Origin of the sequence: Streptomyces sp. NPDC050164, assembly GCF_044459945.1 — a bacterium.
In the GTDB taxonomy this organism is placed as follows: domain Bacteria; phylum Actinomycetota; class Actinomycetes; order Streptomycetales; family Streptomycetaceae; genus Streptomyces; species Streptomyces coeruleorubidus_A.
The window spans coordinates 67,874-94,147 of sequence record NZ_JBITJK010000012.1 but is presented as its reverse complement, the minus strand read 5'-3'; the positions used below and the strand labels follow the sequence as shown (position 1 = coordinate 94,147).

26 protein-coding genes and 1 tRNA gene are annotated in these 26,274 nt (G+C 70.4%); 13 read left to right on the top strand and 14 right to left on the bottom strand.

What is annotated here, in order from left to right:
- Nucleotides 1–56 precede the first annotated feature (56 nt).
- Entirely contained in the window at nt 57–827 is a 771-nt protein-coding gene (locus ACIBNA_RS18665; protein WP_399166284.1) for an SDR family NAD(P)-dependent oxidoreductase, read from the top strand.
- A gap of 92 nt (nt 828–919) precedes the next feature.
- Here the strand turns inward: ACIBNA_RS18665 and ACIBNA_RS18660 are convergent, their stop codons facing one another.
- Nucleotides 920–1,813 carry a ScbA/BarX family gamma-butyrolactone biosynthesis protein gene (locus ACIBNA_RS18660; protein ID WP_399166283.1) on the bottom strand — a complete coding sequence of 298 codons (894 nt, stop codon included), beginning with the start codon at nt 1,811–1,813 and terminating at the stop codon, nt 920–922.
- A gap of 110 nt (nt 1,814–1,923) precedes the next feature.
- On the opposite strand from ACIBNA_RS18660, the gene ACIBNA_RS18655 reads away from it, so the two are divergent.
- Nucleotides 1,924–2,592, top strand: coding sequence for a ScbR family autoregulator-binding transcription factor (locus tag ACIBNA_RS18655; RefSeq protein ID WP_399166282.1), 669 nt, complete (start codon nt 1,924–1,926; stop codon nt 2,590–2,592).
- A gap of 26 nt (nt 2,593–2,618) precedes the next feature.
- On the opposite strand, the gene ACIBNA_RS18650 is transcribed toward ACIBNA_RS18655, so the two are convergent.
- The 3 genes from ACIBNA_RS18650 to ACIBNA_RS18640 all read right to left on the bottom strand — a co-directional run bounded on the left by ACIBNA_RS18650 (nt 2,619) and on the right by ACIBNA_RS18640 (nt 5,021).
- On the bottom strand, nt 2,619–3,872 hold the full coding sequence (locus ACIBNA_RS18650) for an MFS transporter (RefSeq protein ID WP_399166281.1): 1,254 nt from the start codon (nt 3,870–3,872) through the stop codon (nt 2,619–2,621).
- Nucleotides 3,869–4,555 (bottom strand): YitT family protein, encoded by a 687-nt coding sequence (locus tag ACIBNA_RS18645; RefSeq protein WP_399166279.1) that lies wholly within the window; start codon nt 4,553–4,555, stop codon nt 3,869–3,871. Before ACIBNA_RS18645 ends, ACIBNA_RS18650 begins: the two co-directional genes overlap by 4 nt.
- Nucleotides 4,556–4,700: 145 nt before the next feature.
- A complete protein-coding gene (locus ACIBNA_RS18640; RefSeq protein WP_399166278.1) occupies nt 4,701–5,021 on the bottom strand; it encodes a VOC family protein in 321 nt (106 codons plus the stop codon).
- Between the two features lie 332 nt (nt 5,022–5,353).
- Here ACIBNA_RS18640 and ACIBNA_RS18635 point away from each other — a divergent pair, with 332 nt between their 5' ends.
- From ACIBNA_RS18635 to ACIBNA_RS18615, 5 genes are all read left to right on the top strand, one after another.
- A complete protein-coding gene (locus ACIBNA_RS18635; RefSeq protein WP_399166277.1) occupies nt 5,354–6,001 on the top strand; it encodes a TetR/AcrR family transcriptional regulator in 648 nt (215 codons plus the stop codon).
- Nucleotides 6,002–6,152: 151 nt separating this feature from the next.
- Nucleotides 6,153–6,737 carry an NADPH-dependent FMN reductase gene (locus tag ACIBNA_RS18630; RefSeq protein ID WP_399166276.1) on the top strand — a complete coding sequence of 195 codons (585 nt, stop codon included), beginning with the start codon at nt 6,153–6,155 and terminating at the stop codon, nt 6,735–6,737.
- 478 nt (nt 6,738–7,215) lie between these two features.
- A tRNA-Leu gene (locus ACIBNA_RS18625) sits at nt 7,216–7,292 on the top strand.
- Nucleotides 7,293–7,488: 196 nt separating this feature from the next.
- A complete protein-coding gene (locus tag ACIBNA_RS18620; protein WP_399166275.1) occupies nt 7,489–8,664 on the top strand; it encodes a 4-hydroxybenzoate 3-monooxygenase in 1,176 nt (391 codons plus the stop codon).
- A 226-nt stretch (nt 8,665–8,890) separates the two neighbouring features.
- Nucleotides 8,891–9,799 carry a Bax inhibitor-1/YccA family protein gene (locus ACIBNA_RS18615; RefSeq protein ID WP_399166274.1) on the top strand — a complete coding sequence of 303 codons (909 nt, stop codon included), beginning with the start codon at nt 8,891–8,893 and terminating at the stop codon, nt 9,797–9,799.
- Nucleotides 9,800–9,889: 90 nt separating this feature from the next.
- Here ACIBNA_RS18615 and ACIBNA_RS18610 read toward each other — a convergent pair whose 3' ends face one another.
- Nucleotides 9,890–10,120 carry a DUF4287 domain-containing protein gene (locus tag ACIBNA_RS18610; RefSeq protein ID WP_274816842.1) on the bottom strand — a complete coding sequence of 77 codons (231 nt, stop codon included), beginning with the start codon at nt 10,118–10,120 and terminating at the stop codon, nt 9,890–9,892.
- Between the two features lie 102 nt (nt 10,121–10,222).
- Between ACIBNA_RS18610 and ACIBNA_RS18605 the strand changes: the two genes are divergently transcribed.
- Nucleotides 10,223–10,534, top strand: a complete 312-nt coding sequence (locus ACIBNA_RS18605; protein ID WP_399166273.1) for a hypothetical protein — start codon at nt 10,223–10,225, stop codon at nt 10,532–10,534.
- A gap of 79 nt (nt 10,535–10,613) precedes the next feature.
- On the opposite strand, the gene ACIBNA_RS18600 is transcribed toward ACIBNA_RS18605, so the two are convergent.
- From ACIBNA_RS18600 to ACIBNA_RS18590, 3 genes are all read right to left on the bottom strand, one after another.
- Nucleotides 10,614–11,396: a hypothetical protein gene (locus ACIBNA_RS18600; protein WP_399166272.1), complete on the bottom strand. Its 783-nt coding sequence runs from the start codon at nt 11,394–11,396 to the stop codon at nt 10,614–10,616.
- Between the two features lie 273 nt (nt 11,397–11,669).
- On the bottom strand, nt 11,670–12,887 hold the full coding sequence (locus ACIBNA_RS18595) for an acetyl-CoA C-acetyltransferase (protein ID WP_399166271.1): 1,218 nt from the start codon (nt 12,885–12,887) through the stop codon (nt 11,670–11,672).
- A gap of 144 nt (nt 12,888–13,031) precedes the next feature.
- Nucleotides 13,032–14,057: an SGNH/GDSL hydrolase family protein gene (locus tag ACIBNA_RS18590; RefSeq protein ID WP_399166270.1), complete on the bottom strand. Its 1,026-nt coding sequence runs from the start codon at nt 14,055–14,057 to the stop codon at nt 13,032–13,034.
- Nucleotides 14,058–14,215: 158 nt separating this feature from the next.
- Between ACIBNA_RS18590 and ACIBNA_RS18585 the strand changes: the two genes are divergently transcribed.
- Nucleotides 14,216–15,604, top strand: a complete 1,389-nt coding sequence (locus tag ACIBNA_RS18585) for a cystathionine beta-synthase (RefSeq protein WP_399166269.1) — start codon at nt 14,216–14,218, stop codon at nt 15,602–15,604.
- 597 nt (nt 15,605–16,201) lie between these two features.
- On the opposite strand, the gene ACIBNA_RS18580 is transcribed toward ACIBNA_RS18585, so the two are convergent.
- The 6 genes from ACIBNA_RS18580 to ACIBNA_RS18555 form a co-directional block, all read right to left on the bottom strand.
- Entirely contained in the window at nt 16,202–16,627 is a 426-nt protein-coding gene (locus tag ACIBNA_RS18580) for a hypothetical protein (protein ID WP_399166368.1), read from the bottom strand.
- A gap of 314 nt (nt 16,628–16,941) precedes the next feature.
- Nucleotides 16,942–17,925: a M56 family metallopeptidase gene (locus tag ACIBNA_RS18575; RefSeq protein WP_399166268.1), complete on the bottom strand. Its 984-nt coding sequence runs from the start codon at nt 17,923–17,925 to the stop codon at nt 16,942–16,944.
- The gene (locus ACIBNA_RS18570) at nt 17,922–18,314 is read right to left on the bottom strand and encodes a BlaI/MecI/CopY family transcriptional regulator (RefSeq protein ID WP_399166267.1); all 393 of its coding nucleotides are present in this window, start codon (nt 18,312–18,314) and stop codon (nt 17,922–17,924) included. The genes ACIBNA_RS18575 and ACIBNA_RS18570 overlap by 4 nt, the downstream gene beginning before the upstream one ends.
- Nucleotides 18,315–18,433: 119 nt before the next feature.
- Nucleotides 18,434–18,622: a metal-sensitive transcriptional regulator gene (locus tag ACIBNA_RS18565; RefSeq protein ID WP_399166266.1), complete on the bottom strand. Its 189-nt coding sequence runs from the start codon at nt 18,620–18,622 to the stop codon at nt 18,434–18,436.
- A 31-nt stretch (nt 18,623–18,653) separates the two neighbouring features.
- Nucleotides 18,654–20,927 carry a heavy metal translocating P-type ATPase gene (locus ACIBNA_RS18560; protein WP_399166265.1) on the bottom strand — a complete coding sequence of 758 codons (2,274 nt, stop codon included), beginning with the start codon at nt 20,925–20,927 and terminating at the stop codon, nt 18,654–18,656.
- 122 nt (nt 20,928–21,049) lie between these two features.
- Nucleotides 21,050–21,322, bottom strand: a complete 273-nt coding sequence (locus tag ACIBNA_RS18555) for a heavy-metal-associated domain-containing protein (RefSeq protein WP_274816807.1) — start codon at nt 21,320–21,322, stop codon at nt 21,050–21,052.
- A gap of 175 nt (nt 21,323–21,497) precedes the next feature.
- Here ACIBNA_RS18555 and ACIBNA_RS18550 point away from each other — a divergent pair, with 175 nt between their 5' ends.
- From ACIBNA_RS18550 to ACIBNA_RS18535, 4 genes are all read left to right on the top strand, one after another.
- A complete protein-coding gene (locus tag ACIBNA_RS18550; protein WP_399166264.1) occupies nt 21,498–22,487 on the top strand; it encodes a hypothetical protein in 990 nt (329 codons plus the stop codon).
- A 614-nt stretch (nt 22,488–23,101) separates the two neighbouring features.
- Nucleotides 23,102–23,542, top strand: a complete 441-nt coding sequence (locus ACIBNA_RS18545; RefSeq protein WP_399166263.1) for a hypothetical protein — start codon at nt 23,102–23,104, stop codon at nt 23,540–23,542.
- A 147-nt stretch (nt 23,543–23,689) separates the two neighbouring features.
- Nucleotides 23,690–24,832, top strand: coding sequence for a PLP-dependent cysteine synthase family protein (locus tag ACIBNA_RS18540; RefSeq protein WP_399166262.1), 1,143 nt, complete (start codon nt 23,690–23,692; stop codon nt 24,830–24,832).
- Entirely contained in the window at nt 24,829–26,130 is a 1,302-nt protein-coding gene (locus ACIBNA_RS18535; protein ID WP_399166261.1) for an MFS transporter, read from the top strand. The genes ACIBNA_RS18540 and ACIBNA_RS18535 overlap by 4 nt, the downstream gene beginning before the upstream one ends.
- Nucleotides 26,131–26,274 lie beyond the last annotated feature (144 nt).

The following is a 26,274-nucleotide window of genomic DNA, read 5'->3' as shown; positions in this document are numbered from 1 at the left end:
GATCGGTAACGCAGCTGTCACGCACTCGCCCGACAGCGCCTGAAAGACTGCGTGGCATGATCGAAACAGGTGGGTTGTTAGCCGGGAAAGTGGTGTTGATCACGGGAGCGAGCAGCGGTATAGGCGCTGCCGCCGCGTCCGTCTTCGCCCGTGAGGGAGCGGCGGTGGTGCTTGCCGCACGCCGCGAGGAGAGGCTCTCGGCCCTCACGGCCGAACTGAACGGCAAGGGATTCGACGCGGCATACGTGGTGACCGACCTGACCCGCGCGGAGGAAGTACGCAGGGCGGTCGACTTCACGCTGGACCGGCACGGCCGGCTCGACGGAGCGTTCAACAATGCCGGCATCGGCGGCGACCGGACTCCCCTGCACCAGATGGAAGACGACATCTACGACTCCGTCATCGACACCAACGTCCGCGGCATGTGGAACTGCCTGCGGGCCGAGATCTCCGCCATGCTGAGCGGCGGTGGCGGCGCGATCGTGAACAACAGCAGCGTCGGGGGACTGGTGGCCATACCGGCCGCCGCGCCCTATGTCGCCTCCAAGCACGCGGTCGTCGGCTTCACCCGGGCCGCGGCCGATGAGTACGCACGCCAGGGGATCCGGGTGAACTCCGTGGCCCCGGGATCGACCCGGAGCGAGATCACCGTCGACTGGTACGGGCGCAACCCCGGCCTGGAGGAGGCGATCCACGAGATCACGCCCCAGGGGCGTACGGCGGCCCCCGAGGAGATCGCCGAGGCCGCGGCCTGGCTGCTCAGCGACCGCGCGTCGTATGTCACCGGCGTGGTGATGCCGGTGGACGGCGGTTACGTCAACCGCTGAGGCCCACGAGGGGAGGGCGCTCCGGCGCACGGGGCGTCCTCCCGGGCGGCGTGCGGGAGAGCACACCGTGCGGAGGGCCTGCGTTTCGCGGGCTACGCCTCTGCGGCCAGGGTGATCGTGAACGCGGTCCCGCCCTGCTGCACGCCCGTGACCTCGACGCGTGTGACCCCGTCACCGGCTGCCGGAGCGACGGTTGCCTCGATCCAGCAGGGGGCATCGAACTCGACATAGCGCATATATGAACTGGACATGCCAATGGGGGAGAACGGGCGGCCGGGACCCGTGACGCCCTGAGCGGCCTGGCGTGCTGCCTCGATCAGCGCCAGGGCGGGGACATGGTCGACAGGGTGGTCGTACAGGGCCGTGTTGCGCACATCCATACGCAGTTCCCACCGGCCAGGACGGTCGGCGGGCGCGAGAACCACCTCGGACTCATGGGTGCACCCGACGGTGCGCGCGTCCACGGGCGCGGGAACAAGGGCCTCGCCCCAGGCGACATGCAGGTGCTCGCCGCGCAGCCTGCGGTAGACGGCGGGAGCTATCCAGCTGAAGGAGACGACGGACTCCGCGACCAAGTGCCCGTCGTGCAGCACGCTGAGCTCCATCCGCATCGAGCGGTGGCCTGTAGTACGGCAGGACACGTTGATGACCAGGCCGACCGGTCGGTTTCGGGGAAGCCGATAGCCGCGGGCGACGGAGAAATCCATCTGTTCCATCAGTGTCTGGTGCGACAGCGGGACCGACCGCTCGGCATGGGCGATGACCAGGCAGCTCTGCCGGATGGTCTGGGTGAGTAACAGAGGGTCGTCGAAGCCCTCCCCTGCCGCCGGCCACCGCGCGGTGACCGTGTATTGGTCGGCTTCACCGGGAAACCAGCCGGTGACCAGTACGGATTCCTCCCGGTGCAGGTGGACGTACTCCTTGGGGACGCCCTCCCCCCGCACCTCGTCCGCAGGGCTGTAACCGGGCAGCAACGTATTGGACACGATTCCCCACATCTGGGTCGACACGCCTCTGACCCCCGATAAGATACCGGGTCGCCGGTTTATTTGGGTGAACTTCGAAAGTCAACTTCGGGATCTCAGCGGGAGCAGCCGTGGCGCGACAAGAGCGGGCGATCAGGACCCGAAGGGTCATCCTGGAGGCCGCCGCCGCGGTCTTCGACGAACTCGGCTACGAGGCCGCGACCATCTCGGAAGTCCTCAAGCGGGCCGACGTGACCAAAGGTGCCTTCTATTTCCACTTCCCCTCCAAGGAGGACCTGGCTCGCGGCGTGCTCGACCTGGCGGTGACGACCGAGGGTGTCCAGCCCCAGGACCTCGTGCTCCAGGAGGCGATGGACACCATGCTGATCATGGCTCACCGGCTGCCCCGGGAGCCCGTGTTCAGCGCCGCGCTGCGTCTGGCGGTGGACCGGAACTCGCAACGTCTGTTCGGTACGCGCTGGCCCGACTGGATCGCGCTCCTGGGATCCCGGCTGGGTGAGGCCAAGGCGCGGGGCGAGGTGCACCGGTACATCGACGAGACGGAAACCGCCCGTCTTCTGATGTCCGCCTGGACCGGCGTCCGGGTCGTGTCCGAGGGGCTGCCGGACGCCTACGACCTGCCGAACGAGGTGGCCAGGCTGCTCCAGCTGATGGTGCCGAGCATCGCCGTGCCCGCGGTCCTGAGCCGGCTGGAGATCTCCGCCGAGCGTGGTGCGCGGCTCCTCGCCGCGATGGCGAGGAGCCGGCTGGAGTTGGAGGAAGGCGCCGTCTTCGGCTGAACACCGACGTCACCGCGGTGCCGTCCTCACCCCTTCCCGGCGGAGGGAGCGGGTTCCGGGGCCGGGGTACCGCTGTCGGAGTGGGGGTCCGTCACGTCGGCCCGGGTGACCGCCAGGAAGACCACGGCGATCGCGGGCACGGCTGCCGCGAGAAGGAAGCCGGTGATGTTCGAGGTGGCCTGGATGAGAGGGCCGATCAACAGTGGGGAGGCGAACTGCCCGGCGAAGGTGGCTGTTCCCGACAGCGAGGTGGCCTTGCCGCGGACCTCTTTGGGAACGCCCTCGCCGATCAGCACGGTGGTCACCGGGAAGAACACACCCTGGCCGAGGCCGAACAGCAGCGGAGCCAGGAACAGCAGGGGGGCGTTGGACGCGACGGCGAGCAGCAGGAAGGCCGCTGTCCACAGCATCAGCGAGGCGCGGATCAGCTTGCTGTAGGCCAGGCGCGTACGCAGCGAGGCGTAGGCGAGACCGATGAGGCTCATCGCGCCGGACATGCCCACGGTGTAGAAGGAGACCAGCAACGGGTCCTCGACGCCGACCTCGGCCAGGCGCTCCGGGAGGAAAACCACCAGCGCGTACAGCAGCAGGGAGCCGCAGAACTGCAGCGCGTACCAGACGAGCAGGAGCCGGTGCTCGCGCAGCATCGCCCATGCGCCGGGCCCTGATCCGCCCGCGTGGCCGGGGCTCGCCGGGCGTGTGCGGGGCAGCAGCAGGGCGGTGGCGATACCGAGAGGCACGCCGACCAGGTAGACGCCGAAGGGGAGGTGCCAGGAGATCCCGCCGACGGCTCCGGCCAGCAGCGGCCACAGCACCCCGCCCGCGCTGGTGGCCGTCCCGCGCCACCCCATCGCGCGGTCCTGCGCGGGCCCGCGGTACAGATTCAGCAGGGCCACGGTGGTACCCGAGAACACCAGGGCCGCTCCGGCACCGAAGACGGCACGCGTGGCGATGAGCGCGGGATAGCTGTCGACGATCAAGCCGGCGCCGCCCGCCAGCCCGTACAGGACCAGTCCGCCCGCCAGAGGGAGCCGTACGCCCCAGCGGTCGAGCATCCACCCGGCCAGGGGACTGGTGACGGCTATGGAGAGGCTGTGGGTGGTGATGATGAGGCCGGCGGCTGTGCCGCTGACGCCGAGGTCACCGCGGATGACCTGGATCACCGGCGCGAGGATGGAGCCCGCCATCACGGTCAGGGTCGAGGCGAAGAGCAGGAGCGGCAGCGTCCCGGGGCGAACCGGAACCGGTGTCGGTTCTTCTTCCTGTGCCGACGTGCTCATCGGGCGCCTTCCGGAAGGGGGCCGCCGATTCCGCCGGGGCGGGACAGGCCGTGGTTGGTCATATGCAGTGCGGCGGCGTTGAAGGCCATGAAGGGCTGGATGAGGCCGTCGACGAAGATGAGGAAGGCGAGGGTTCCGATGCCGACGGGCCCGCCCAGCATCCACCCGAGGGTGAGCAGCACGGCTTCGACGCAGACCTTCGCCCCCCAGAAGGGCACGTTCCAGCGCTGGTTGAGGGAGATGACGATCAGGTCCATGGCGCGGATACCGGTGCCGCTCATGATGATCAGGGCAGAGCCGTAGGCGCACAGCAGGACCGCGATGACCAGGGACGGTACGGAGGCGATCCAGTTCAGGTCGGCCAGGAGCATCAGATCGATGAGGCTGCCGCAGAGGAGGAAGGTGACGAACGGCATCACGACCGGGCGGCGGCGGTTCCACACGGACCAGATCGCGATGCACACGGCCGCGATGAGTGCCTGTACCACGCCGATGGTGAGCGGGAGGTGTTCCAGGACGCCGAGGGAGAGGACGTCCAGGGGATCCACTCCGAGGTCGGAGTGGATGAACAGGGTGGCCCCGGACGCGAAGACCAGGCAGCCGGCCAGATAGAGCGCGTAGCGCGGAAGGTCGCGGGAGCGTCGGCCCTGGATGAGGGTGGGAGCGTTCCGTAACGTGGACATACTGGACTCCGATTCGGAGACCCTGCGGGACGCCCGGGGGATACGGGGGATGGCCCGGACGGCCCGCAGGGGGTAACTGGGTTGAGCGCGGGCCGCCGGCGGAAGCACGCGGTGGCTGGAGACGGCCCGCGAGGTGGAGGGCTGGTCAGGCGTTGACGAAGATCAGCTGGTTGCCCTCGGGGTCGGTGATCTCGAAACGCTCACCGGTCTTGTGCGGGATGACGCCGGTGGGACCGAGGTCGCTCACGGCCTTGTGGGCGGTGGGGATGTCGACCTCGGTGAAGGCGATGGCGTTGGGCTGGTCACCCTTCTGGATGATCAGCTCGCCGTCGTGACCGGTGTCGAAGACCACGGAGACTCCCGGGTACTCCTCCCGGACCTTCAGACCGAGCCGGTCGCGGTAGAACGCGGCCATCGTGTCCAGGTCCTCGCAGAAGATCTTGATCACCGTGAGCTTGCCGAACATGACGTCCTCCCTTTCATGAGCACCCCGTCGCAGGGGTTGCCGACGTGACGAACAGAACCGGACGGCCCCGAGGGCTTCAGGCTGGGGATGCGAGGAGCAGCGCCCGGGTGCCGTCCGGCCAGAAAGGAAACTACACGGTGCAGTTCAATAAGTAAACCGGGTAGTGCAATAAAGGCGTCGGGATCGTTGGCCCCGAGTGGGGCCCCGGGAATCAGGGCCGGCGACGCGGAGGCGTGGGCGGGGAACGGCCACAGGGAGAGACGCAGGCGGTAAACTAAACGGTATAGTTTCGCCCCACGCGCAGGTCAGTGCGATCGAAGGAGTGAGCCACCATGACGGCCCCCACTGCCAGAACGGCCCGACCGGGGCGGCCCGCGAAGCGCACCGCGATCGACTGTGCCGCACGCACCGTCTTCGGCCGCGAGGGCTACGTCCGCGCCAGCATGGACTCCATCGCCGCGGAGGCGGGCGTCTCCAAGCGCACCATCTACAACCACTTCCAGGACAAGGAGCAGCTCCTGCTGAGCGTGCTCCAGGAGAGCACGCACGCGGTGGCGGCCCACCAGGAAGAGCTCATCGACCGGCATCTGACCGTCCCTGCCGACCTCAAGGCCGAGCTGATGGCGCTCGGCCGCGCGCTCGCTGCCCCCCAGAGTGGATTCGAGGAGCACTTCGCCCTGGTGCGGGTCATTTTCGCGGAGGCGTCCCGGCTGCCGGCCGAGGTCACCGGCAGTTGGCGCTCCGAGGGGCCGCGACGCACCCAGGCCCGGCTCGCCCGGCACTTCACCGCCCTGACGACGGCCGGCCGGCTGCGTGCGGAGGACCCCCAGGAGGCCGCCGCCCACTTCACCCAGCTAGCCATGTCCGAGGCCTACGAGCGCTCCTTCCATGGCGCCCTCCCCTTGCCGCCGGGCGAGCTGGACGCGCTGGTCGCCTCCGGCGTGAACGCCTTCCTGCGGCTGTACGGGACGGGCGACTGACCTCTCTGGCGGCCGAGCCACCGGAACAGGGCGCCTTGGGGGCTTTTTTGCTCCACACGGTGTAGTTTACCTTTGAGGTCGGGACAGCACTGCCCCGTCCCGTGCCAAGCCGTCTGTTCCGCCACGCAGTCGTCTCTTCCGGAGGTAGCGCATGACCACCCAGCCCCTGTCCCTCGCCATCATCATCGGCAGCGCGCGCGGCGGGCGCCTCGGCGACAAGGTCGGCCACTGGTTCGCCCGGCAGGCCCAGGTGCGCGACGACATGACGGTCGACGTGATCGACGTCGTGGAGCACCCGCTGCCGCTCGCCATGCCCGCGATGGGCGAGGAGCCGGCCGAGCACGTACGGTCCGTCAAGGATCCGCTGTCGGCGCGGCTGCACTCCGCCGACGCGTTCGTCGTGGTCACCCCCGAGTACAACCACTCCTTCCCCGCCTCACTGAAGAACGTCATCGACTGGCACCTGCAGGAATGGGCCGCCAAGCCCGTCGGCCTCGTGTCCTACGGCGGCATGGGCGGCGGCCTGCGGGCCGCCGAACATTTGCGGCAGGTCTTCGCCGAGCTGCACGCCGTGACCGTGCGCGAGATGGTCAGCCTGCACAACCCCTGGGGGGCGTTCTCCGACGGCGACGCACCGCAGGGCGCGGACGCGGCGGCGAAGAAGCTGCTGGACCAGGTGGCCTGGTGGGGCAAGGCGCTGCGCACCGCTCGCACCGAGCAGCCCTACACCCTCTGAGCCGAGCCGTCCAGCCCCACGCGGCCGGACGGCGCCACGGCCGACACGCCGTACCGCGCCGATGAGCAGGCCGAACAGTCCGAACAGGCCGTGGCCCGCGCGCCTGCGCGCTGCTTGAGGCGGAGTCACGGCGGGCCGGCCGCCCCGGCGCGCCACGAACTGCCGGAAGCGGTCGAGACCTACGCACCGCACCTGCTGTCCAGGGTCAACTGACCGGCCCACGAACCGCACCCGTGCGGGGTGGGTGTCCTCCTTTTGTGGCCGGACGGCAACCGGTCATGTATTGACCAAATTCCCTCCTGTGTCAGGGGCCGGCCTGCGAGAGGCTGTTACTGCCGAGACATCAGGTCCTGTCGCTCAACCCGGCTTCTGTGACGGGTATGTGAGTCCGCGTCATGTCAGTTCAGTACTGTCGTGCGTGGGCGTCTTGGCAACGCGACACCGTCCCTTGGCCGTTGGCACTGCCTTGTAAGACCCGGCCCGGGTGGCGCAAATGGGAGACGCAGCCGCCTTAAACGCGGAGAAGTGTGGGTTCGAATCCCACCCCGGGCACCATCAGGTCCGCCTACCGCGGCGGGCCTTCCTGTTTGTGGCATTCTGTCCGCCGCGTGCCGGGGCGAGTAACCCGCCCGGCACTCCATTGAGAAGTTCGCGGCGCGCCCGTTGACAGCGGCCGCATGCCGTCAGAGACTCACACTCAACAATGGTGAAGAAAATTTCACCACACGAACGGATGAGAAGAGGGCGTCCGATGCGCACCACGGTCGGCATCATCGGAGCCGGACCCGCCGGCCTCCTCCTCGCCCGGCTGCTCCACAACGCCGGCATCGGCTCGGTCGTCCTGGAGAGCCGCGACCGCGCCTACGTCGAGCGGCGCCAGCGCGCCGGGATCCTGGAGCAGGGCACGGCGGACGTGCTGCGCGCGGCCGGTGCCGGGGAGCGCATGGACCGCGAGGGGCTGCGCCACGACGGCATCGAACTGCGCTTCGACCGCAGGCGCCACCGCGTCGACTTCCCAGCCCTCACCGGCGGCCGCTCCGTGATGGTCTACGCCCAGACCGAGGTCTGCAAGGACCTCATCGCCCTCCAGCTCGCCGAGGGCGGCCCGCTGCTGTTCGAGGCGGAGGCGCTGGCCGTGGAGGACGCCGGCACCGACGCCCCGCGCGTCCGCTTCCGGCACGAGGGCCGCGAGGACGTCCTGGAGTGCGAGTACGTCGTCGGCTGCGACGGCTTCTGGGGCGTGGCCCGCAAGGCGATCCCGGCCGAACTCGTCCAGATCTTCGAACGGACGTACCCCTTCGGCTGGCTCGGCATCCTCGCCGACGTGCCGCCCTCGCACGACGAACTCGTCTACGCCCGCCACGACCGCGGCTTCGCCCTCCTCTCCATGCGCTCACCGTCCGTCTCCCGGCTCTACCTCCAGGTGCCCGACGGCACCGACGCCGAGGCGTGGAGCGACGAGGCGATCTGGGACGAGCTGGAGCGCCGCTTCGAGACCGCCGACGACTGGCGCCTGGAGCGCGGCCCCATCACCCAGAAGTCGGTCACGCCCATGCGCTCCTACGTCCACGAGCCCATGCGCCACGGCCGCCTCTTCCTCGCCGGCGATGCCGCGCACATCGTGCCGCCCACCGGCGCGAAGGGGCTGAACCTCGCCGTCGGCGACGTCGTGACGTTCGCCCGGGCCCTGGCCCACCGGAAGGAGACCGGCTCACCGGAGCTGCTCGACGCCTACTCGCAGACCTGCCTGCGCCGGATCTGGCAGGCCGAGCGGTTCTCCTACGACATGACGACCCTCCTGCACCGCGCCCCCGGCGCCACCGGCTTCGAGGACCGGCTCCAGCTCGCCCGGCTGGAACGCATCGCCTCCTGCCGCGCCGCCGAGACCGACCTGGCCGAGGGGTACACGGGCTTCCCGTTCGGGTGACGCTTGGTGTGACGTAAGGACGGCGTCAGCGGGTGATCTCCGTCCGGTTCCGGACGTGTCGCAGCTTGGTGATGAATGACCCCCTCCGATGAGGGGAATCACGAAGCCGCGTAGCGTGTTGCGCAGCACGACGAGGGAAAGATCCTCCCCAAGCACTAGGGTCATTCCTTTGCCTACCTATTACTCTTGAGCCAAGGTCACGCAGTGTTGGCCATGGAGGAGTGAAATGAGGAGCAGAAACCCGGTCTTCTCGCGACGGGGGTTCAGCCGCGACAACGGCTACGCGGGCTTCAACACCGCGCCGCAGGCCGGGGGTCCCGCTGTCGCCACCCAGGGCAACCCGTACGCACAGCCGACGGGCAACCCCTACGCGCAGAACCCGTACGCGCAGAACCCTTACGCCCAGCAGGACCTGCAGTACGGCGCGCCGCCGCAGGCCCCGGCCACCACCGGCCGGATGACCATCGACGATGTCGTCCTGCGCACGGCGAGCACGCTCGGTGTGCTCATCATCACCGCGGCGCTCTCCTGGGCCCTGCTGCCGGTCGACGACGCCAACATCAGCCGTAGCTACGGCATCGGTATCGGCGCCGCGCTGATCGGCATGGTCCTGGCGTTCGTGCAGTCCTTCAAGCGCAAGGCCTCGCCCGCGCTGATCCTGACCTACGCCGCGTTCGAGGGTGTCTTCCTCGGCGTCGTGTCCAACATCGTCGACAGCCGCATCGCCGACGGCGCGGCCATGCAGGCCGTGATCGGCACCATGGCGGTCTTCGCCGGTGTGCTGATCGCCTACAAGGCCGGCTGGATCCGCGTCAACCGCCGCTTCTACGGTTTCGTGATGGCGGCCGCGCTCGGCTTCATCCTGCTGATGATGGTGAACCTGCTGTTCGCGGTGTTCGGCGGCGGTGACGGCCTCGGCTTCCGCAGCGGTGCCCTCGGTGTCGTCTTCGGCGTCATCGGCATCATCCTCGGCGCCTGCTTCCTCGCCCTGGACTTCAAGCAGGTCGAGGACGGCGTCGCCTACGGCGCTCCGCGCGAGGAGGCGTGGCTCGCGGCCTTCGGCCTCACGCTGACGCTGGTGTGGATCTACCTGGAGTTCCTGAGGCTCATCTCGATCCTCAACAGCAACGACTAGTCGCCGACGCGTCGTGCGCGAAGGGCCCCGGCTTCGGCCGGGGCCCTTCGTCGGCTGCCGGGCGGCTTCGTCGTCGAGACGTGTGCGCGCCTAGAGCAGTTTGCGCGCGGCCCTCCTCAGGTCGTACTCGTGGATGATCGCCTTGGCGTGGCCATACGCGAGGTTGTATTCGTGCCGGAGCCAGCTGACCTTTTCCTCGAAGCGGAAGAGTGCCGGGCCTTCTTCGACGGTGCGCAACCAGTCGGAGATCTCACGACCGGTGCAGTGGGGGATGCGGGCGAGCATGTTGCGATGGGTCTCTTCGGAGAAGACTTGGGACATCGGCGCCTCCGGACGCATGGGATGTAAGCCGGTCCTTCAGGTCACCGTGCCTGAGTGTTCGCCCGTTGGCAACAGTCCCGGTGCGACGCGTACGCTCGCGGCGTGGTTGATACGACGCCTCTGACCCGTGCGGTGGATCATTTCGCCGATCGTTTGAGGGCTGCGCCCCAGAGCCGGTTGCAGCGGGGTGCTGCCGCTGAGGCTCTCGGGCTGGCCCGGGAGTTGGCCCGGAGGGCGCAGGTGCTGGAGGCTCCTGAAGTGGAGCCTCGGCAGATGCCGGATGCGGGGATGTTTGCGGCAGCAGATCAGATCACCGTCGCCGTGCATGATCTGGCGGTTGTGCTTCGTAGCGATGCCGACGTCGATGAAGCGGTGCGGTTGGTTGAGGAGGCGCAGAAGCGGGCGGGGGTTTAGCGCCGTTCGCGGGTGCCGGTAGTCCGTGGCTGCTCGCGCCCGCGCGGCGGAGCCGCATATCGATACAGCCCCGCGCCCCTTAGAGGGACGCGATGACCCTGTCGGCCAGGATGTAGACGTTCTCCTTGCCGCACTCGAACGTCAGGGTGTAGGCGCCCGAGATGCCGGAGCCGCCCAGGAGGATCGGGGTTTCCCCTGCGCGCAGGGCTGCGGCGAGGTGCTCCGCGGTCTCCCGGTGGCCCGGGGTCATGCACAGGGTCGTGCCGTCGGCGAAGACGTAGACGTCGAGGGTGCCCAGCGGGCCCGGGCGGACGTCCGTCAGTTCCACGCGCGAGGCGGCCAGCTCCTCCAGCGTGGCGACCGTGCGCTCGTGGTCGTTGACCACCGGCGACTGCGTCGGCACGAAGTCCGGGTGGGAGGGGTGACGGCGGCGGGCCGCGGCCAGCTCCGGGGACTCGGCGGCCGGCTCCTCGGTGTCCGCGCCGGGCTCGGACACCGGCTCCAGACCCGCGAAATCGGCCTGCCGGGGCAAGAACAGGTCGGTGTCGGGCAGACCCAGCAGAGGCGGCGCGTCGGAGGCGTCACGCGCCTCCTGGGCGGCCCAGAAGGCCCGCGCCTCGGCGAGCTCCCGCTCGCGTTCCTCCGCGAGCGCCGCCGCCACGGCGGCCCGTATCTCGTCGGTGTCGGCGGGCTTGCGGGCGGCGGGCAGCAGTGCACGGGTGGTGGCGGCGCGGTTCTCGGCCAGCGCGGTGTGCAGGGCCGCGACCTGTCGGCGCAGCTGCAGGACGGTGCGCAGGACGGCGACGCCCACGGCGCCCGTGGCGGCCGTGGTGACCAGCAAGGCGATCGGCATGGCGCTCACTGACGTACTCCCGGTTCAAAGTCGACCCCCGACTTCCTACATCAGCTTGAAGGGCGGACTAACCAGCTGTCAGTGCGTAGCGTCACGAAACGGACAGGGCTTCGGTGTCGGGGGAGCGGGTGGGGCTGCTGTGACCTGGGCTTCTCTCGGTGCGGAGGGAGATAGGTCACATCCTGGGGGAGATTGGATCACAAAACAGCCCAGAACCCCGGGGTTTCCGGGGTTCCGGGCTGGGGCCTCACAGCGCGTGCTACGGCGGCTACGGTACGGCGCTCAGCTGAGGCGCTCGATGACCATGGCCATGCCCTGGCCGCCGCCGACGCACATCGTCTCCAGCCCGAACTGCTTGTCGTGGAACTGGAGGGAGTTGATGAGCGTGGTGGTGATGCGGGCGCCGGTCATGCCGAAGGGGTGGCCGACGGCGATGGCGCCGCCGTTGACGTTCAGCTTCTCCAGTGGGATGCCCAGGTCGCGGTAGGAGGGGATGACCTGGGCGGCGAACGCCTCGTTGATCTCGACCAGGTCGATGTCGTCGATGGTCAGCCCGGCCCGCTTCAGGGCCTGGTTGCTCGCCTCGACCGGGCCGAGGCCCATGATCTCGGGCGAGAGGCCGGAGACGCCGGTCGAGACGATGCGGGCGAGCGGGGTGAGGCCCAGCTCGCGGGCCTTGGTGTCGGACATGATCACGAGCGCGGCGGCGCCGTCGTTCAGCGGGCAGCAGTTGCCGGCCGTGACCAGGCCGTCGGGGCGGAAGACCGGCTTGAGGCCCTGGACGCCCTCCAGGGTGACGCCGGCGCGGGGGCCGTCGTCCTTGGCGACGACCGTGCCGTCGGGGAGGGTCACCGGGGTGATCTCGCGCTCCCAGAAGCCGTTCTTGATGGCCTCTTCGGCGAGGTTCTGCGAGCGGACGCCGAACTCGTCCATGTCCTGGCGGGTGATGCCCTTGGCGCGGGCCAGGTTCTCGGCGGTCTGGCCCATCGCGATGTACGGGTCGGGCAGCAGGCCGTCCTCGCGCGGGTCGTGCCAGGTGGAGCCCTCGGACTGGGCGGTCGCGGCGGTGCGGGCCTCGGCGTCGGCGAAGAGCGGGTTGTGCGTGCCGGGCATGTCCGAGCTGCCGTTGGCGTACCGGGAGACCATCTCGACACCGGCCGAGATGAAGACGTCGCCCTCGCCCGCCTTGATGGCGTGCAGGGCCATGCGGGAGGTCTGCAGGGAGGAGGAGCAGTACCGGGTGACGGTGCAGCCCGGCAGGTGGTCCATCCCCATCTGTACGGCGACGATGCGGCCGAGGTTGTGGCCCTGCTCGCCGCCGGGCAGGCCGCAGCCGAGCATCAGGTCGTCGATGTCCTTCGGGTCCAGCTCGGGGACCTTGGCCAGGGCGGCCTGGACGATCGTGGCGGTGAGGTCGTCCGGGCGGAGGTCCTTGAGGGAGCCCTTGACGGCGCGGCCGATGGGGGAGCGGGCGGCTGAGACGATCACGGCTTCGGGCATCACGGCTCCATTGACGTACCGGGTGGTCTGGCTGGGCTGTCTGGGAAGTTACCCGTACGTATGGCCTGGGTCACGGGTGTGGCGGTGTGACCCTGACCGCAGTTTTCTAAGCGCTTGCTTTTCCCGGGTCCTCCTGGACTTCCCTCAGTTCGACGGTGTGACAGGGGCCGGTTCCTGCTCGGGTACCCGCCGGCGCCGCCGACGCTTCAGCAGGGCCCACGGACCCCGTGGCCCGCTCGGCATCGCAGCTGCGACCTCCGTACCCGCCTCCGACGCGGCCTCCGCCGCCGCCCGGGCCACCGGCAGGAAGCCCTCGCGGCGGGAGGCGTCCGGGCGCTCCTCCTCGGCTGGCCACAGGCCGAGACAGGCGCAGACGGTCGGCAGGACCGCCATCGCCGCCGTCGCGTAGCCCTCGGCGGAGGGGTGGTAGTTGTCCGGGCCGAACAGCTCGCGCGGGTTCGCGGCGAACTCGGGGCCGAGCAGGTCGCCCAGGGACACGGTGCGGCCGCCCTGTTCGACGACTCCGATCGTCTGGGCGGCCGCCAGCTGGCGGGAGGCCCGTCGGGCCAGCCAGCGCAAGGGTTGTTGCACCGGCTCGATCGTGCCCAGGTCGGGGCAGGTGCCGACCACGACCTCGGCGCCGGCCGTGCGCAGTCGCCGTACCGCCGAGGCCAGGTGGCGGACCGAGCGGGTCGGGGGCATGCGGTGGGTGACGTCGTTCGCGCCGACCATGATCACGCAGATGTCGGGCACGGGGTCGGGGTCGGCCAGCACCCGGGCCACCTGGCGGTCCAGGTCGTCCGAGCGGGCCCCGGGCGTCGCCACCGTGCGCAGCTCCACCGGGCGTTCCGCCAGTGCCGCCAGGCCCGAGGCCAGCAGCGCCCCCGGGGTCTGCCCGGCCCGGTGCACGCCCTGGCCGGCCGCCGTGGAGTCGCCCAGCATCGTCAGCCGCAGCGGCACCTCCCCGGGGACGTCGTACGTACGGCCGTACCGGCCGTCCGCGTTCGGCACACGAGCGGACGTGCCGTTGCCCACCCGGCGCCGCGCCAGCTGCACCTCCGCTAATACCAGCCCCACGGCGGCCGCCCCGGCCAGTCCGATCCCGCCACCGCCGTACGCCGCGCCCGCAGCGATCCGCCGGGCCACCCGCGCCCTCGACATGCTCGTCATGCGTCGCCGCCACCTCCTCGAACCCGTACACCCAGTGCTTGCCCCGTACCGACCGTCGCCCAATCTCAACAGCGAGTGAACGACCGTCACGGATGACCGGCAGGCCATAGGCTGGCGGCACCAACTACGACCACTTCTGCGGCAAACCGGAGACAACGGTGCAGTTCCACGACTCGATGATCAGTCTCGTCGGCAACACCCCGCTGGTGAGGCTCAACAGCGTGACCCAGGGCATCAGGGCGACCGTCCTGGCCAAGGTCGAGTACTTCAACCCCGGCGGCTCCGTGAAGGACCGCATCGCTCTGCGCATGATCGAGGCGGCCGAGGAGAGCGGCGCGCTCAAGCCGGGCGGCACGATCGTCGAGCCGACCAGCGGGAACACCGGCGTGGGCCTCGCCATCGTGGCGCAGCAGAAGGGCTACAAGTGCATCTTCGTGTGCCCCGACAAGGTGAGCACCGACAAGATCAACGTGCTGCGCGCGTACGGCGCCGAGGTCGTCGTCTGCCCGACCGCCGTGGACCCCGAGCACCCGGACTCCTACTACAACGTCTCCGACCGGCTGGTCCGTGAGACGCCCGGCGCCTGGAAGCCCGACCAGTACTCCAACCCGAACAACCCCCTCTCGCACTACCACTCCACCGGTCCCGAGCTGTGGGAGCAGACGGAGGGGAGGATCACCCACTTCGTGGCGGGCGTGGGCACCGGCGGCACCATCTCCGGCACCGGCCGCTACCTGAAGGAGGTCAGCGACGGCAAGGTGAAGGTCATCGGCGCCGACCCGGAGGGCTCCGTCTACTCCGGCGGGTCCGGGCGGCCGTACCTCGTCGAGGGCGTCGGTGAGGACTTCTGGCCCACCGCCTACGACCGGACCGTAGCGGACGAGATCGTCGCCGTGTCCGACAAGGACTCCTTCCAGATGACCCGCCGCCTGGCCAAGGAGGAGGGCCTCCTGGTCGGCGGCTCCTGCGGCATGGCGGTCGTCGCCGCGCTGGAGGTCGCCGAGCGGCTCGGCCCGGACGACGTCGTCGTGGTGCTGCTGCCGGACAGCGGCCGCGGCTACCTCAGCAAGATCTTCAACGACGAGTGGATGGCCGACTACGGCTTCCTGGAGGACGCGGGCCCCAGCGCCCGCGTCGGCGACGTGCTGAACGACAAGGAGGGCGACCGCATGCCCTCCCTCGTCCACATGCACCCGGAGGAGACGGTCGGCCAGGCCATCGACGTGCTGCGCGAGTACGGCGTCTCGCAGATGCCGGTCGTCAAGCCGGGCGCGGGCCACCCCGACGTGATGGCCGCCGAGGTCGTCGGCTCGGTCGTGGAACGCGAGCTGCTGGACGCGCTGTTCAGCAAGAGCGCCTCGCTGGAGGACCCGCTGGAGAAGCACATGTCCGGCCCGCTGCCCCAGGTCGGCTCCGGCGAACCCGTCGCCGACCTGATGGCCGTCCTCGGCAAGGCGGACGCGGCGATCGTCCTCGTCGAGGGCAAGCCGACCGGTGTGGTCAGCCGGCAGGACCTGCTGTCCTTCCTCGCCCGGTCCGCGAAGTGACGGCAAACGTCCGGTGAACCACCCGTGAACCGGGTGAACTTGCCGTTCGTCCGCGATCTTCGCGGGCTTCGCGGAAGTGGTACGAGCGCGTCACGTTCGCGCAGCACCCGCTTAACACGAGTCCTGCACATTAGTGGGTGTCGGCAGGGCGGGAGCGGCTCCCCGCCCCGGCCGGCGCCGTTGGCGTCAAGGACCTCCGGAGCGGCTCCCGGACCTCCACCGACGTCACAGACGCGGGGGCCCGGCCTGACCAGGCCCGCGTCTTACGCGGGGACCGCCGTCGTCCCGCCCCCCGGTCACGGGGGTGCGGCGGTCCCCGCGCTCATCTTCCTCGGGGACGACTGAGGGCCAACTCCCCGGCAACGCCAGACGCTCCGCCGTCTCCGAGCCGGGCTCGGGCCCGTACGTCACGATCGTCCGCTCCGGGGCCGCCTCGCATGGGCTGACCAGGTCGTCGGCCCTCAGACGGCGGAAGTCGTCGCCGGCGCGGGAGAGTTCACCGACCTGGTGGCCTGCGTGACGAGCCGTCCGCGCCGGGGCAACCTGCGGCAGATCGTCGCGTTGCCGACGCGGCAGGTCTGAGCGGCGTGCGCCCGCTCAGTCCTCCCAGTCGCCGTTCCGGGAGGACTTGCGCCGGCCGCCGAACAGGCCCGGGTTGGTGCGGGCGGCCTGTACGACGTTGACGCCGACGATGCCCGCCCAGGCGGTGAGCAGGCCGGGCAGATGGCCCACGCCCCCGCCGATCGCGGACAGCGGCACCGCGAGGACGAGGGAGACGATCCCGAAGCCGAAGCGCTCGCCCCAGGAGTCCGTGGCCCCCGGCGACCGGGAGTCCCGGGCCGTCTGCATCTGCTGCTCGGCGATCTGCCGGCGCACCCGGCGCTCCACCGCGCCGTCGATCCGCTGGTCGACCTTCTCCAGGAACGAGTCGACCAGCGCGAACTCGTACTCCTCGCCCAGCTCCCTGCGCGCGTGCAGGGTGGCGTCGAGTTCCTTCTTCAGGTCGGTGTCCCGCGCGTCCATTCCGGTCATGTCACTCACGGTAGAAAGCCGGGCCGTCGGCCGCACTGGGGTTAGCCCCCCTGTCGTTCCTGGGGGCTGCCGGGCGCCAGGCGGTCTGCCGCTCAGTTCATGGTCATCATGGCCACGTCAATCATCGGGGTGGCGCTCCCCGAGATGCAGAAGGACCTCGGCTTCTCGCAGGGTGAGAGAGTTCCGGTGTAGCTCTCGCGTATCACGGCGGGAGCAGCCGGGATACGGCGGCCGCCTCGGCAAAGGCGGCGGATCGCACTTCGACCGCGTGCATCAGGTCCACACCTTCCCCCGAGGTGACCCGGTCAACCGGTGATACCCGGAACGGAACAGCACGCCAGGACGAGCGGAGTCAGGGCTGCCGCCGCGGTGAGTGCCACCAACACGGTCCGCAGTGTCGGAGAGCATGCGGCGTGCGGTGTGAGGATGCGGCGCATGCGCAGCACAGCCGACGGTCCGCCCGCCGCGAAGGCCATGTGGGGTGCCTGGCCGGATGCCACCGTGTACAGGGCGGTGGCGAGCGCGTCCCGCGAACACCGGCGCAGCGCCCGGTCGTCGGCTGCCATCTCGAGCAACAGCGGCACCTCGGTGCGAGCGAGCCGGGCCAGTGGCAGTCCACGGAAAATGGCACCGAAGGCCCCGGCCGCGGCCACCAGCAGATGGTGGCGGCCGGCGATGTGCGCCCGCTCGTGTTCCAGCACCGCTGCCATTTGCTGTCCGGTCAGGACCTGAAGTGCCCCCGAGCTGACCACGACTTCAGGTGCGCGGCCCGGCAGGCAGTACACGGCCGGGGTGTCGTGCTGCAGCACCGTGGCACCCAACTCCGGTCGCCTGCTGCCGACGATGCGCAGCAGTTCGGCGTGACGTACCCGCAGGCCCCTCGCGCTCAGGAGTTCACGTACGAAGGCGACAGCGAAAGCCGCGGGCACGCAGGCAGCCGCGAAAAGCCCCGCCCACACGCGGGTGTCCACGCCTGCCAGGCCGTCCGGAAGGAGAGGCCCGCACTGCGTGCCGCCGGAAACGATGCAGGCCTCGGTGGAGCGGGACAAATGGTGGCTGCTCGCGGTCGGAAGCAGGAGTTGCAGGGCCGTCAGGGACACGGAAGCGATGAGGGACAGGCCGAGCAGGATCCACACCGCGAGAGCCAACCGCGGTGTCCGGTGCGCCCAGTGGCTGCCTGCGAGCGCCCTCGCCAGCGGCACCCCGGCCACCAGGGCGATGGTCACAGGCGGCAGCACGTGATGACCGGGAACGAACAACCCGCCCGAGTAACCGAGGAGTTCGGTCACGAGGGTGCTCCTGGCTCCTCGGCGCCCCCGGGGGCGCCGCCCATCGCGCGCAGTGCCGCAGCCAGCGCGGACACGTCCTCCGGCGGCATGTGCTCCACGAATCGCTGCAGCGCGGCCTGGCGGTCCTGGGTGTTGCCGAGCGCGTCTTGCATGAGGGCGGCGGTGTATTCCTCACGGCTGCGCTCGGGTTCGTACAGCCAGGCGCGCCCGGCCTTCTCGCGGCGGAGCAGGCCCTTGCGGTGGAGGATGTCCGCGACCGTCATCACCGTCGTGTAGGCGACGGGACGCTTGTGATTGATGTCGTTGACGATCTCCCGGACCGTGGCGGGCCGCCCCCAGCGCCAGAGCCGGTCCATGATCTCGGCTTCGAGGTCACCCAGCCGTCGCACCCTTCCCCCTCTTCTTCCCCGTCACCGAGGTGCCTCACATCGTATGGCACCCCTCGTCTTTGCAGGATGGTCACACAGGCGTCACGCATACCGGTAGGGGGTATGCGGCATTCATGTTCTCATTCAGCAGGGAAATCGCCGTCGGAGCCCCGAAAAGCCCGTGCGCGAAGGTCTGCGGAAGTGACCTGGGTCAGGACGTCGATGCAGTAGGTCTCCTCCTCGACCATGCGCTGCAGTCCCCGCACCTGGCCCTCGATCCGGCGGAGCCGTCGGAGAATGACGTCCCGATGGGTCTGCTCTGCGGCCACGGCGGCCTCCTTCCCGTCCTGGTTGGCCGCTTCAGCGGTCGGCGGGCTGGAAGCCGCGCAGCCGCAGGCTGTTGCCGACCACGAAGACCGAGGAGAAGGCCATGGCCGCTCCGGCGATCATCGGGTTGAGCAGTCCGGCGGCGGCGAGTGGCAGGGCGGCGACGTTGTAGGCGAAGGCCCAGAAGAGGTTGGACCTGATGGTGCCCAGCGTCTTGCGGGACAGGCGGATGGCGTCCGCCGCGACCCTCAGGTCGCCTCGCACGAGCGTGAGGTCGCCCGCCTCGATCGCGGCGTCCGTGCCCGTTCCCATCGCCAGACCCAGATCGGCCTGGGCGAGTGCGGCCGCGTCGTTGACACCGTCGCCGACCATGGCGACCGAACGGCCCTCGTCCTGCAGGCGCTTGACGACATCGACCTTGTCCTGCGGCATGACCTCGGCGATCACGTGCTCGGGTGCGATGCCCGCCTCCGCGGCGACCGCCTCGGCGACCGCCTTGTTGTCGCCGGTCAGCAGGATGGGCGTCAGGCCCAGGGCGCGCAGGCGCTTGATGGCCTCCGGGCTGGTCTCCTTGATGGCATCGGCGACCTCCAGGACCGCGCGGGCCTCGCCGTCCCAGGCGACCGCGATGGCCGTACGCCCGGCCGCCTCGGCCTCGGCCTCGGCACGCTGCAGCACCTCCGGCAGGGACATGGCCCACTCGTCCAGCAGCTTCTCCCGGCCCACGAGGACCGCGTGGCCCTCGACGATGCCCTGGGCGCCGAGACCGGCGATGTTGGCGAAGTCCTCCGGGACGGGCAGTGTGCCGACCCGGGCAGCCGCGCCGGAGGCGACGGCCTGGGCGATGGGGTGCTCGGAGGAGTGCTCGAGAGCGCCCGCGAGGCGCAGGACCTCGTCCTCGTCGGTGCCGTCCGCGGTGTGCACGGCGAGCAGGGTCATCTTGCCGGTGGTGACGGTGCCGGTCTTGTCCAGGACGATGGTGTCGACCTTGCGCGTCGTCTCCAGGACCTCCGGGCCCTTGATGAGGATGCCGAGCTGGGCGCCGCGCCCCGTGCCGACCATGAGGGCGGTCGGCGTGGCCAGGCCCAGGGCGCACGGGCAGGCGATGATCAGGACGGCGACCGCGGCGGTGAAGGCGGCGGTCAGTCCTGCGCCGTTGCCGAGCCAGAAGCCCAGAGTGCCGAGCGCCAGGGCGATCACGACCGGGACGAAGACCGCGGAGATCTTGTCGGCCAGCCGCTGTGCGGCGGCCTTGCCGTCCTGCGCGTCCTCCACCAGCTTGGCCATGCGGGCGAGCTGGGTGTCGGCGCCGACGCGGGTGGCCTCGAGGACCAGGCGGCCGCCGGCGTTGAGCGTGGCGCCGGTGACGGCGTCCCCGGTGCCGACCTCGACCGGCACCGACTCGCCGGTGAGCATGGAGGCGTCCACGGCGGACGACCCCTCGACGACCACACCGTCGGTGGCGATCTTCTCACCGGGCCGCACCAGGAACCGGTCGCCGACCTTCAACTCGCCGACAGCGATGAGCTCTTCCCGACCGCCACGCAACACCGTGACGTCCTTGGCGCCGAGCTCCAGCAGGGCCTTCAGCGCCGCCCCCGCCTTCCGCTTGGAGCGTGCCTCGAAGTACCGCCCGGCCAGGATGAAGGCCGTGACACCCGCCGCGGCCTCCAGGTAGATGTTCCCGGCGCCGTCGGTGCGGGCGATGGTGAGCTCGAAGGGGTGGGTCATGCCCGGCGTGCCGGCCGTGCCGAAGAACAGCGCCCACAGCGACCACAGGAACGCCGCCGCGGTGCCGACGGAGATCAGCGTGTCCATCGTCGCGGCACCGTGCCTGGCGTTCGTCCAGGCGGCCTTGTGGAAGGGCCAGGCGGCGTACGTCACCACGGGCGCCGCCAGCGTGAGCGAGAGCCACTGCCAGTACTCGAACTGCAGCGCCGGGACCATGGCCATGGCGATCACGGGGACGGCGAGTGCCACGGCGGCGATCAGCCGCTGGCGCAGCGGCCGCAGCTCGTCGCTCTCCGCCTGCGCGGAGCCCTCACCGGACGCGGAGTCGTCGGAGCGGGCGGTCTCGGGCCGGGGCTCCTGTGCGGTGTAGCCGGTGGCCTCGACCGCCGCGATCAGGTCCGGGACGGTCACGTCCTCGCGGTAGGTGACCTTCGCCTTCTCTGTGGCGTAGTTGACGGTGGCCTCGACCCCGTCCAGGCGGTTGAGCTTCTTCTCGATCCGGGCGGCGCACGAGGCGCAGGTCATGCCGCCGATGGCGAGTTCGACCTCGGCGGCGCCGGGCGTGGTGGTGGTCATGTCTGCTCCTCGGAGCTCACGGACGCGATGCGCGATCAGAGATGCGCGAAAGAAGAGATGCGCGAAAGAAGACAGGGAGGACGGGGGCCGCGAGGATGTGCGGCCCCCGCCCGGCTCGTGGGTCAGGCGGCCACGCGGCCGGCGAAGTCGTAGCCGGCCTCGTCGACGGTCTTGGCGATCAGCGCGTCGAGCGCCTCGTCGGGCTCGGCAGCGGTCGTCACCGTGACCAGGCCGGTGCCGATCTCGACCTCGACCGCGGCGACCTCGTCCAGGCCGCCGACCGCCTTGGCGACGACGCCCTGGCAGTGGGCGCTGCCCACGCCGCCGACCTTGTAGGTGGTCTTGATCTCCGTCGTGGTGTGGCAGCTTCCGTCAGGGGTGCAGCAGTTCGACACGGGTCCTCCGCAACTAGTGGTCTTATACCCCTGGGGGGTATCTAGTGACGGATCTAGATATACCCCCGGGCCGTATGTGAAGGCAAGCGCTACGCCGACTTGACCTGGTACCCCCTGGGGGTATTTTGAAAGTGTCGGTCGCATGCACGAGCGGCCCGGAGAGACAGGAGTGGTCATGAACACCGGACTGCGGATCACCGTCTTCGCCGCCGCGCTCGCCGCGACGTTCGGCGCCGCCTACGGCGTGGGCGGCGCGGTCGGCCCGATCTCACCCGAGCCGAAAAGCGGTACGCACAGTGACGGCGAAGGCCACGCGTCCGCCGGGCGCGAGGAAGAGGCGGCCGGGCACCACGAGGCGAAGGCCGGCGGTCACGAAGCGGAACCGCCAGGAGGCCTCCAGATCTCCGGGAACGGCTACACGCTCGACCTGGAGACCCCGCGCGTCGAGGCCGGCAAGAAGACCGACCTGCGCTTCGCCGTCGTCCAGGACGGGACCGGACGCAAGGTCACCGCGTACCAGCGCGAGCACGGCAAGGATCTGCACCTGATCGTCGCCTCACGCGACCTGACCGTCTACCGGCACCTGCACCCCGCCCGGGCCGCGGACGGCACCTGGTCGACGCCCGTGAACCTGCCCGAGGCCGGCGATTACCGCGTCTTCGCCGACTTCAAGCCGAAGGGCGGCGAGGCGCTCACCCTCGGTGCCGACCTCGCCGCGTCCGGGCCGTACGAGCCGGGCGAGCTGCCCGAGCACAACACCACGGCGAAGGTCGACGGCTACGAAGTGAAACTGCGCGGCGCGCTGACCCCCGGCAAGGCCGGCGAACTCACGCTGACGGTGGCAAAGGACGGCAAGCCGGTCCGCAACCTCCAGCCCTACCTGGGCGCCTACGGACACCTTGTCGCCCTGCGCTCCGGTGACCTCGCCTACCTGCACGTCCACCCCAACGGCGAGCCCGGCGACGGCAAGACCGAGCCCGGCCCCGACGTCTCGTTCACGGCGACGGCGCCGAGCGCCGGCGCGTACCGCCTGTTCCTGGACTTCCAGCACGAGGGCAAGGTCCGTACCGCGGCCTTCACGGTGCATGCGGGCGGCGCGGTGGCCGAGTCCGGGCAGCCCTCGCGGACCCGGACCGCCGAGGAAGAGGCCGGGCACGCACACTGAGGTGCGGAACCGGTGGGCGACCACGGCCAACGAGCCGCTAGGATCACGGCATGGTTACGGCTTGGTCGCCCTGGCGCAGCGTCAGGACCCGCTCCGGTGCGGGTCCGCTGCCGCGCGTGCTGGCCTTGGCCGTGCTCCTGTTCGGTGTCCTCGTGACGCACGGTGTGCACGTGGACAGTGCCCAGGGGCACCTCTCCACCAGCGCGACGGTTCCCGCCGCACCGTCGGCCGACGGTGTTCGCCACGCAGCCGTCGAGCCCGCGCCGCCGTTCGCCGCGGAAACCGACGATCACCGTGGCGGCCATGAGCCGTCACATCCCGGCGAGCACTGCGTGTCCGGGCAGCCTCAGCAGGGTTCGGCCCTGGCATCGCCCTCCTTCGCAGCGGCCGTTCGCGCATCGTCCGATTCCTGCGACGCCTCGACCGTTCGGGGGTCGGCCCCTGGTGGCCCCATGGACGGCGCGTCTGACATAGCTCTGAGAGCAGCCTCCGTGGTGCAGCGGGTCTAGAAGTACGGAGTTCCTCCGACCGGCTCGTCGAAGCCGTCCTGCCCCCACCCATGTCTGCGCCTCGCTCCGTCCTTGCCGGAGACGTGGCAGCAGCGCGGAGGACCTGTGCCGACACATTCCCGTACGCTCACGCACACCCCATGGGCCCCGTGCGGCTCTCCCCTGTGGCGCCGACTCGTCCCGGCGATCCGCGGCGCCCTCGTGATGGCACTCGTGCTGTGCGCCGTCGTACACGGCGTGCCGCAGGAGACGCACGAGTCGGTGTCCGCGCCTGCCGGACTCCCGGCGATGGCCGCGGGCGAGGACCCTCATGGGCCCCATGCCCCTCACGACCCCCACGGGGCCGCGGACTGTGCGGCCGACGTGATCGTCCGGACGGCGCTCCAGCCGGTCGACGAGCTTCCCCTCGGCGCGATGGCCGTCGTCGTACTCGTCGCGGTGTCACTGGCTGCGGGGAGAACCCTCATACGGCAGGCCCACCGCAGACGTCGCAGCGCACGCACCGGCCGCGTGGCGCTCGTCGTCACGTCGCGGTGGCGGATCTAGACCACTCGCTCGCAGCCGACCGACCTCACGGCTGCCGCGCGCCCAGGGCGTGCGCGCGGACCCCCACGGTCCGCGTCTGTCGCCTCGCCACGGGACGCGAGATGAACCCGCACCGGCCTTTCATCGAGCGAGAGTGAACACACAGACATGCAGTCATTGACCAAGGCCGCGATCCCCTCGGGCCGGTCCACCCTGTCCGGGCTGGTGGGCAACACCCCGCTGCTGCGGGTGTCCAAGCCGCTGGCCCCGGCCGGACGTGGCTTCTGGGCGAAGCTCGAAGGGTTCAACCCCGGCGGCATCAAGGACCGTCCGGGACTGCACATGGTGGAGCGGGCCCGGGCCCGTGGCGACCTGCGGCCCGGCGGACGGATCATCGAGTCCACCAGCGGCACCCTGGGCCTGGGGCTGGCCCTGGCCGGGATGGTGTACGGCCACCCGGTCACCCTGGTCACCGACCCGGGGCTGGAGTTGTCCATGACCCGGCTGCTGACCGCGTACGGCGCCCAGGTCAACGTCGTCTCCGAGCCGCACCCCACGGGCGGCTGGCAGCAGGCCCGCCGCGACCGCGTCCAGCGACTGCTGGAACAGCACCCCGGCTCCTGGTGCCCGGACCAGTACAGCAACCCCGACAACGTCGCCGCCTACACCCCGCTGGCTCTTGAGCTCGCCTCCGAGATGGGCCACATCGACGTACTGGTGTGCAGCGTCGGGACCGGCGGCCACTCGGCCGGCGTCTCCCGGGTCCTGCGCCAGCTCTACCCGGAGCTGACCGTCGTCGGCGTGGACACGACCGGCTCGACGATCTTCGGCCAGCCCGCCCGGCCCCGGCTGATGCGCGGACTCGGCTCCAGCATCTACCCCCGCAACGTCGCCTACGAGAACTTCAGCGAGGTGCACTGGGTCGCCCCGCACGAGGCCGTGTGGACGTGCCGCCAACTGGCCGCCTCCCACTACGCCACCGGCGGATGGAGCGTCGGCGCGGTCGCGCTGGTGGCCGGCTGGCTGGCCCGGACGATGCCCGCGGACGCGCGGATCGTCGCGATCTTCCCCGATGGCCCGCAGCGTTACCTGGGAACGGTCTACGACGACGACTACTGCGCCGCCCACGGCCTCCTGGACTCCCCACCGGCGCCCGAACCGGAGCTGATCGGCCACCTGGACGAGAAGGAGGTCACCCGCTGGACCCGGTGCACCACCGTGGTCGACCCCCTCACCCTGCGCAGCGCGGGGCAAGACCGCGCCGAGGACGTGCCCGGCGGCGAGTCCGACGCTGCGGAGGAGGACCGGTGAAGGGGCTGCTCACCCAGGTTCGGTCGTACGAACGCAGCGTCCAGCTGTTGATGGTCAACCAGTTCACCATCAACCTCGGCTTCTACATGCTGATGCCCTACCTGGCCGCCCACCTCTCCGGCACCCTCGGGCTGGCCGGCTGGATCGTGGGACTCGTTCTCGGCGTACGGAACTTCAGCCAGCAGGGCATGTTCCTGGTCGGCGGCACGCTCGCCGACCGGCTCGGCTACAAGCCGATGATCGTCGCCGGGTGCGTGCTGCGCACCCTCGGCTTCGCGACGCTCGGACTGGTCGATTCCCTGCCCGCCCTGCTCGCCGCCTCCGCGGCCACAGGGCTGGCCGGTGCGCTGTTCAACCCGGCCGTACGGGCGTACCTCGCGGCCGACGCGGGCGAGCGCAGGGTCGAGGCGTTCGCGTTGTTCAACGTGTTCTACCAGGCAGGCATCCTGTTGGGCCCGCTGGCGGGCATGGTGCTGACCGGCGTCGACTTCCGCGTCACCTGCCTGGTGTCCGCCGCGATCTTCGCGCTGCTGAGCGTCGTACAGATCCGCGCGCTGCCCGCCCGGAGGCCCGAGGACGCCAAGCGGCAGGACGGCGACGGCGGTCAGGGCGTGCTCGCCCAGTGGCGCGGCATCCTCGCCAACCGGCCGTTCCTGCTCTTCTCCATCGCCATGATCGGTTCGTACGTCCTGTCCTTCCAGGTCTACCTGGCGCTGCCGCTGGAGGTGCGTCGGCTCGGCGGCGACGGGGAGTTCGGCACGGCGGCGGTGGCGATGCTCTTCGCCGTCTCCGGGCTGACCACGATCCTCGGTCAGACGCGGGTGACGGCGTGGTGCAAGGCGCGGTACGAGCCCGGGCAGGCGCTCGTGCGCGGGCTGGCGGCGATGGGCCTGGCCTTCGTGCCCCTGCTGCTGGCCACCGCCGTGCCCGTACCGGAGTCCCGGATCGGGCTGTGGCTGCTCGCGGCGGTTCCACCGACGCTGGCCGCGCTGCTGCTGGCCATCGGCACGATGATCGCCTACCCGTTCGAGATGGACACCATCGTCCGCCTCTCCGGTGACCGCCTCGTCGCCACCCACTACGGGCTGTACAACACGATCTGCGGCATCGGTATCACCGTCGGGAACCTCGGCACGGGCGCCGCGCTCGACGCCGCGCGGGCGGCCGGGATGCCGGCGCTGCCGTGGATCTCGCTGATCGCGCTCGGCCTGGCCTGCGCTGCCGCGCTGTACGGGCTGCATCGCACCGGCCGACTGGCGGCGCAGCCCGCCTCCGAGCCGCTGACCGCGACCGTCTGACCCGCCGGTCCTCACAACCAGGGGCGGGGCACCGCACGGTGCCCCGCCCGTCACAACTGACGCGACATGCGCCCACCTCGACGCCACCGAGTAGGGCGACAAGAGGCGTACGAGGGCCCGGACTCGTCCGAACCCGAGCGGTGG